This is a genomic window from Arthrobacter sp. Dra40, assembly GCF_059091905.1.
This window is the reverse complement of record NZ_JBNHHB010000240.1, coordinates 1-7,321: the sequence shown is the minus strand read 5'-3', so window position 1 is coordinate 7,321 and position 7,321 is coordinate 1. Positions and strand designations below refer to the sequence as shown.

Here is a 7,321-nt window from a genome sequence, read left to right as displayed (position 1 = left end):
AGCGGTTGCGCGGACCCGGCCAGACACAAAGGCCGACCAGCCGGTGGTCGAGTAAGCCCGCTTGCGGCCGCGTGGAGGCCGCAAGGGCAACCCGCTGCCCGCCGGAACACACCGTTCCGGCGGGCAGTTGCGTCTCCACCGGCCGCCCCTACGACCGGCTCCGCCCGGCAACAGCCTTCCCGTTCGCCGGCGGTTCACCGCCAGGACACCTGCCGCGTCTACGGTGCGTTGAGCGCTCGGCGCAGAGGTACTGCATCTGCCGCCCGCGGATCTAGAATGCCTCAACAGTGCGGAGGGGAAGGAGCCAGATGTCCAGCCGCCAGTCCCGCCGATGCCGGATCACCGGTGCGGCACGGGACATTCGGCAGTTGCCGGCCGGTGGCTGTTGGAGGCCGGCATGGGCCCGCTGACCGATGCCGGGCAGCTGGCGGTCATGCTGGCCGTCTTCTACCTGCCCGGCTTCCTGGCCCTGCGGGCGCTGCGGCAGCCTGCAGGCCGCTCCCTCGTTCTCGCCCCGGCGGCCGGCACGGCGCTGGCGGCGGCCGGGACGATGGTGTGCCTGGCGACCGGCCTGCGCTGGAACCTGCTGTCGGCAAGCCTGTTGGCGGCCCTGGGCATTGGCGTGTGCTGGCTCCTCGGACGGGCCATCGCTCCTGCCCCGGCGGCGCGGCTCCTCGTGCCGCGCGCCACCGGGTGGCTGCTGGCGGCCTCGCTGGTCCTCGCCGCGCTGGTCCTGGGCTCGGTGATGCTCGACGCCATGGGCTCGATCCACCGCGTCTCGCAAGCCTGGGATCCGACCTATCACGTCAACGTCCTGCAGTGGATCAAGGACAGCGGCCAGGCCAGCCCCTGGAGCATCTGGCCCATCTTTGGCGGGGCGCCGCCGTCGTTCTATCCCGCGGGCTGGCACGCCATGGTGTCCCTGGTCCCGGGCGACGTGGTGACGGCGGGGAATCTGTCCTGCCTGGTCATCGGCTGCCTGGTCTGGCCCGCCTCCCTGGCCCTGCTGGCCCGCGCGCTGTTCCCCGCCCAGCCACTCGTGTGGGTGATCGCACCGCTGATCGCCTCGTCGATGTTGGCGTTCCCCTTGGTCCAGATGTTCCGCGCCGGGCAGTGGCCCAACGATTTCGCGACCGCGCTGCTGCCGGCCATCCTCGCGCTCGGCGTCCAGCTGCAGTACCCACCGCCAGCGGAAGCCCCGGCCCGCCCGGCGGGCGCTGCAGGTGCGGCCGCTCATGCCGGCGCCGGAGCCGCTGCCCGTCCTGCCGGTCCGGGCGCGGCACGCCCCGGCGAAGGTTCCCCGTACCGCAGCGAGCAGCGAAGGACGACGGCGGACCTCGCCGCGCTCGCGCTGGCGGCCTTGGGCGCAACATGGATCCACCCGTCCGCCGCCGGCAGTCTGCTGGTGCTCGGCGGGATCTATCTGGCCCGCTTCGTCGTGCTCCGCCTGGCCGCGCTCTGGCGAAGCCGCCGTCGGATCTTCTACGCGGCCGTGGGCCTGCTGGCGACCGCTGCGGCCGCCGCAGCGTTCGTCCTGGCCACTTCACACCTCGTGGCCGCGGTCATACGCTATCCCCGCGAATCCACCGCGGGTTGGGCCGGCGCCCTGGCCTGGCTGTTCTTCGATTTGCCGCGCCAGCCAGACAGCGCCGACGCCACCCCGCAGAGCTACGCCCTCGCCGTCGGACTTCTCATGGCGGCCGGGACGGTGTTGGCCTGCTTTGTCCGCCGGGCCCAACCAGCCGTTGCGGGCATGGCAGCCGCCATCGTGCTTTTCATCCTTGCTGCGGGCCCGACGGACCGCCCCTTCCGCTGGCTGAGCGGTTTCTGGTACACCGATCCGCCGCGGATCGCCCCGCTGGTGCACATTTACGGCGTCGTCTTCGCTGCGCTGGCGCTGGAGCGCCTGTGCGCGCTGCTGGTTGGCCTTGTCCGGACCCGAGCACTGACGGAACGGCGCTCCCCGGCGGCCACGGCGCTGGCGTTTGCCGTGATGGCCGCCGTCTTTGCCACCTCCGGCGGCTTCCGGCACGACGTGCGGGTTGAGGCAGCCTCCATCCGCTACGATGTCACGGAACACCGCGACGGCCGGGCGCTGATGGGCGACGAGCAGGAGTTCATCCGCTCCCTTCAACCGCTGATGCCCCACGACGCGATCGTCATCGGCGACCCCTTCAACGGGCTGCCCTACATCTACTCCCTCACCGGCCACCGGACCGTCTACTTCCAGAACGTCAGCAGCGCGGGCAGTGCAAGCAAGGACTACCTGCGGCACCATTTCCGCGACATCATGTCCGATCCCAAGGTCTGCCAGGCACTCCGGAGCACCGGGGCCACGTACTTGTACGACGACCAGCCGATCCGCGGCTACCAGCACAGCGAAAAACACCAGTGGCCGGGTTTCCGGAACATTGACTTCTCCCGGGGCTTCCGCCTCATCGCCTCGCACGGTACGGCGGCGCTGTATGAAATCACTGCCTGCCGCTGACAGCCGGGGTGCGGGCAGGCGGCGGGCTCCGGTAGGAAGCGGGGCGGCCCGGGCACAGGGTTTAATGGCGGCATGAACCTCTCCGAGCACCACTACGCGGTTTCGCTCCACTGGACCGGCAACCGCGGCGAAGGCACCGCCAGCTACCGCGGCTACGGACGGGACCATGTGGTGCGCGCGGCAGGGCTTCCCGAGCTGACCGGCACCGCCGACCCCACCTTCCACGGCGACAAGGACCGCTGGAACCCGGAGCAGCTGTTGCTGACCGCGCTCTCCCAATGCCACATGCTCTCGTACCTGCATGTTGCGGTGAAGAACGGGATCGTGGTGACAGCCTATTACGACGACGCCGAAGGCACCCTGCGCCTGAACCGGGACGGCAGCGGCGAATTCACCTCCGTCACGCTCCACCCGCGCGTTGCCATTGCCGATCCGGACCAGGCCGAACTCGCCCGGCAGCTGCACGCCGATGCCAACAAGGTCTGCTTCATTGCGCGCAGCGTGAACTTCCCCGTCCACCACGACCCCCGCATTGTGGCCGGCTGAGACAATGGATCCTGACAGCAACAGCGAACAGAGACCAGCGATGAATAAGACACCCCAGAACCCCGAACAGCCGGCCGCGCGCCCCGCTTCGACGCAGCCGGCCGGCGGCGCAGCCATTCCGTCCCGGTTCGGGCAGCCGCTGGCCACGTTGACCCCGGCACCGGCGGCCGCGAACGCGTTCAGGCAGCCCGAGTACACGGACAACTTCTACGACGCCGTCGGCGGCCACGAGACGTTCGTGAAACTGGTCGATGTCTTCTACGACGGCATCGCCGACGACGATGTGCTGCGCAAGATGTATCCCGAAGAGGACCTCGGCCCGGCCAAAATCCGGATGCGGATGTTCCTGGAGCAGTACTGGGGCGGCCCCGGCACCTACAGCGAACAGCGCGGCCACCCGCGGCTGCGGATGCGGCACCAGCCCTTCAAAGTGGACTTCGACGCACGGGACCGCTGGCTCAAGCACATGCGCCGCGCCGTCGACTCCCTGGAGCTGCCGCCGCTGTACGAGCAGACCCTCTGGGACTACTTGGAGCGCGCCGCCCACTCCATGGTCAACAGCGCCTGACGGCTCTTACGACGGGGCCCACTTGCGTTACAGCGATGCCCCGCTGCGCACCAGAACGTGGCCGCGGCCGGTGCTGACCCGAATCCAGCGGCCGTTCCGGTAGACGGCAGCCGGGTGCCCGTCCAGGAAGCCCAGCGTGAGGGCGGCGAAAGCCGCACCGGCCGGGACTTCCGCCGTTTCCGGGAGCTGGTCTGCTCCTGACAGGGGCCGGCTCCAGACCGTGCTGCGCGCGTTGTTGACGATCAGCTGCCCAGGGTTGTCCGGCAGGGCTTCGGAGATTTCCCGGATCCCCTCGCGGGCCGCATCTTCCAGTGCTGCGGCCGGCAGCTCACCGGTGTATTCCCAACCGGACCGCGGCGGCAGCACCCCGGTCCAGGATTCAGTCACCGTCGTCGGCGGGATGGCGAGGCCTGTTTCCTCATGACCCATTCTGGCCAGCCGGTCCCCCACCGAGGCCAGCGTGACGGTTTCCTCGACGGCGGCCGGCGCGGCCAGCGGCATCACGCGCAGGCCCAGGATCGTCGGCGTGGACTCGCCCAGGATCCGCGGCCGCATCAAGCACACATAGGCCGCCAGCAAGCTGCCGAAGGCCTGCAGGTGGATCGAATTCTCGCCGGCGGCGCGGGCGCGGCTGACGTAGGTCCTCAAGTCCGCTGCAACCTGGACATCGGCCAGCTGCAGCACCGGCGTCGCGATGGGTGTCACTGCGCGGCCTCCTGTCCCTCGCCGGCAGTCCCTGGGGCGTTGCGGAACGGAACCTGCGGCCCGCTCCACAGCGCCAAGGCGTCGCGGTAGCCGTCCGGCAGCGGCACCGGCCTTCCGGTGCCGGCAGCCACCAGCACCATGGTCGATGCGGCCAGCGCATGGGCGGTGCCTGTTTTCCCTGCCTCCGCATCAACGACGGCGTAGCCCAGGTCAAAGCTCGAGTTGCCGATCCTCGTCACCCACACGCCAACGTGCACCGGTTCGGTGCGGTAATCCAGCGGTACCCGGTACTCGATCTCCTGCCGTCCCACCAGCGTCTGGTTGCCGGCGCCACCCAGTTCGCGCAGCGTCGCCCCCGGCTTGGCTCCGGCGGTGGCCGGCAGATCCGGCCGCAGTTGGTGCAGCAGTACCCGGGCGGTTTCCAGGTAGCCCAGGTAGGTCACATTGTTCACGTGTCCGTAGGAATCGATGTCGCTGAACCGGAGCTGGATCGGGAACGTAGGGGCATTCTGCGGAACGGTAGGCATGATGCCATCCTCTCAAAGCGCAGCGGCCGCAACGAACCCTCGTCGCGGGCGATGGGTCTACCGGAGCTTCAGCCAAGCCCAGGGCGGCGGGGCTGCCTGGGCTGCAACCGTGGCTGACTGGGACTGCAGCCGTGGCTGAGTTGAGCGGTTGACCGGTGCCAACTACTGTCGGAGTTGTTCGTACCCGCGGGTAACCGGCAAGGAGACCACATGACCGCCATTGAGGAAGACGTCGATCCGACGGCCGTGTTGCTGGAGCTGCTGGACCTCTCCGACGCCGACGGCGCGAATACCGACGAGGAGATTTTCGTCGGCGTTTCCGAAAAGCAGCCGCGCGGCCGGGTCTTCGGCGGCCAGGTGCTGGCCCAGTCTGTCATTGCGGCCGTGCGGACCGTGGAACCGGACCGGCCCATCCATTCCATGCACGGATACTTCCTGCGCGCCGGCGACGCCGACCTCCCCATCACCTTCGGCGTCGAACGGCTGCGCGACGGCCGTTCCTTCTCCGCCCGCCGCACCCACGCCTACCAGAACGGCGTGCCGATCCTGTCCATGATCGCCTCGTTCCAGACTCCGGCCGAGGGGCTCGAACACCAGGAGGGTTTCCCCGACGGCATCCCGGACCCCGAAACCCTGCCGAGCACCGCTGACCTGCTTGGCAAGGTCGACCACCCGGTGGCCCGGCACATGGCGTACCACCGCCCGTTCGACGTCCGCCACGTCCAGGACGCCCTCTATGTCCAGGCCAAGGGAGAACGCCAGGCGGTCAATGCCGTCTGGATGAAGACCAAAGGGCCGCTGCCCGACGACCAGGGCCTGCACCGTGCCGCCCTCGCCTTCGGCAGCGACTACACGCTGCTGGAACCCATCCTGCGCCAGCACGGCGTTAGCTGGGTCACGCCGGGCATGAGCGTGGCCAGCCTGGACCACGCCATGTGGTGGCACCGCCCGGTACGGGTCGACGACTGGCTGCTCTACGTGCAGTCCTCCCCCAGCGCCTCCGGCGCCCGCGGCCTCGCGGTCGGCAAGATCTTCAACCGCGGCGGCGAACTGGTCGCCACCGTCGCCCAGGAAGGCATGATCCGGATTCCGTAGCCGGAGTCGCCCGCCTCCGGCGGCGGCGTCATCGCCTCCGGCCGCCGCGCTGTGGGACATTCCGTTCTGAACCACCTCCAGTGGTTACACTTCTCTTGCGTTGTCGGTGCAGCCTGCCAGTCCGGATGCCTCTGCGCACGGTTCCAGAGAAAGCATCCGGAGGAGAAGCGCCCGTGATCAAACGCTTAATCGTGGCCCTTGCCACGGTTGCCGCCGCTGCCGGCATCATGCTCTTGGCAGGCCCGGCTGCCACCGCCGCGGCGCCGGTCACCGTTCCTGCCGCTCCGGCGTACGGCGATCCCTGGATCCACAACTTCGATTCGTTCAGCGAAACCTACGATCCGGTGAAAAAGTTTTCGCTCCGGCACTCCCCTGCAGCCGCCACCTACAGGGTGGTCCTGCAGGTGAAAACCGGCACCAGCTGGAAGACGGTGGCAAGCAAAGCGCCTGCCCGGAACGGCCGGACGAAGCTGACCTACAAGCTGGCCACAGAAGGCAGCGTCCAGCTGCGCGCAGCGATCATCCAAGGCAAACGCTTGGTCGACACCACCAAAGCCGGAAAGACCATCTGGAAGCGCGCCGCCACCTACGCCACCCCCGAGTACGGGGACAAACCGTTCGCGGTAGCCGAAGGAAAAGTGGCCGCCGGCGACCGGGTGAGATACGGGGTTTACGTCGCCACCTACGGGTACGCCCGCACCGGCGCACTGCAGATGCAGACCGGCGGCAAGTGGGTCAACGTCCAGAAGCTCACCTGGAAGAAGAGCCCCACCGGTTACTCCCTGGCTGTGGCGAAGAGCCCGAAGACGGCGTTGAACGTGACCCGCAGCTACCGGGTCGTCGTCAACCCCTCGGCGTATGAAAAGGGCTGGACCTCCAAAACCGGCACTCTCAAGCATGAGAACCCGAGCAGCTACACCGGCTACCGCAAACAGTCCTACGACTACATGAAGAACTACTGCCCCCACCAGATCATCACGGTGAAGAAGGGCGGCTCCACCAGCACCGCGCACTCCGGCTCAAACCGCATCGAGATGGCGCCGGGCATGGAGGGCATCACGCATCAAGCGATCGCCCTGCACGAGTGTGCGCACATCATCACCTACCGCCTCTACGGCGATAACCTCCACACGATGGACCAGCGGTTGAACAAGATCTACCAGGCCCGCAACGGCGCCGAGATGGTCGCGGACTGCATGGCCTACCGGATGGGCGCCGACCCGAAGGCGTCGGTCTCCTGGTACACGAAGGACTGCACCGGAGCCCGCGGCACCGCCGCCAAGAAGATCCTGGCCGGCCAGAAGCCCTGACCCACGCACACATAACTCGGTGATGCGCAGTTCGTCGCCACGCCACTTCGAACAACAAACAGAAACGGCCCCGAACACGAGT

7 protein-coding genes are annotated in these 7,321 nt (G+C 68.3%); 5 read left to right on the top strand and 2 right to left on the bottom strand.

Annotated elements, in window-relative coordinates; translation table 11 throughout:
• Positions 1-397 precede the first annotated feature (397 nt).
• The 3 genes from AC5RWT_RS32580 (at position 398) to AC5RWT_RS32570 (ending at position 3,602) form a co-directional block, all read left to right on the top strand.
• Positions 398-2,488: a DUF6541 family protein gene (locus tag AC5RWT_RS32580; protein ID WP_494083834.1), complete on the top strand. Its 2,091-nt coding sequence runs from the start codon at positions 398-400 to the stop codon at positions 2,486-2,488.
• Positions 2,489-2,560: 72 nt separating this feature from the next.
• Positions 2,561-3,034, top strand: coding sequence for an OsmC family protein (locus tag AC5RWT_RS32575; RefSeq protein WP_494083833.1), 474 nt, complete (start codon positions 2,561-2,563; stop codon positions 3,032-3,034).
• Between the two features lie 40 nt (positions 3,035-3,074).
• Positions 3,075-3,602, top strand: a complete 528-nt coding sequence (locus AC5RWT_RS32570) for a globin (RefSeq protein ID WP_494083832.1) — start codon at positions 3,075-3,077, stop codon at positions 3,600-3,602.
• Between the two features lie 27 nt (positions 3,603-3,629).
• Here the strand turns inward: AC5RWT_RS32570 and AC5RWT_RS32565 are convergent, their stop codons facing one another.
• Together AC5RWT_RS32565 and AC5RWT_RS32560 are read right to left on the bottom strand one after the other, a co-directional pair.
• Positions 3,630-4,307: a DUF8185 domain-containing protein gene (locus AC5RWT_RS32565; RefSeq protein ID WP_494083831.1), complete on the bottom strand. Its 678-nt coding sequence runs from the start codon at positions 4,305-4,307 to the stop codon at positions 3,630-3,632.
• Positions 4,304-4,834, bottom strand: a complete 531-nt coding sequence (locus AC5RWT_RS32560; RefSeq protein ID WP_493967783.1) for an acyl-CoA thioesterase — start codon at positions 4,832-4,834, stop codon at positions 4,304-4,306. Before AC5RWT_RS32560 ends, AC5RWT_RS32565 begins: the two co-directional genes overlap by 4 nt.
• 210 nt (positions 4,835-5,044) lie before the next feature.
• Here AC5RWT_RS32560 and AC5RWT_RS32555 point away from each other — a divergent pair, with 210 nt between their 5' ends.
• Both AC5RWT_RS32555 and AC5RWT_RS32550 read left to right on the top strand, forming a co-directional pair.
• The gene (locus tag AC5RWT_RS32555) at positions 5,045-5,929 is read left to right on the top strand and encodes an acyl-CoA thioesterase (protein WP_493967784.1); all 885 of its coding nucleotides are present in this window, start codon (positions 5,045-5,047) and stop codon (positions 5,927-5,929) included.
• Between the two features lie 173 nt (positions 5,930-6,102).
• Positions 6,103-7,239, top strand: coding sequence for a hypothetical protein (locus AC5RWT_RS32550; protein WP_494083830.1), 1,137 nt, complete (start codon positions 6,103-6,105; stop codon positions 7,237-7,239).
• Positions 7,240-7,321 lie beyond the last annotated feature (82 nt).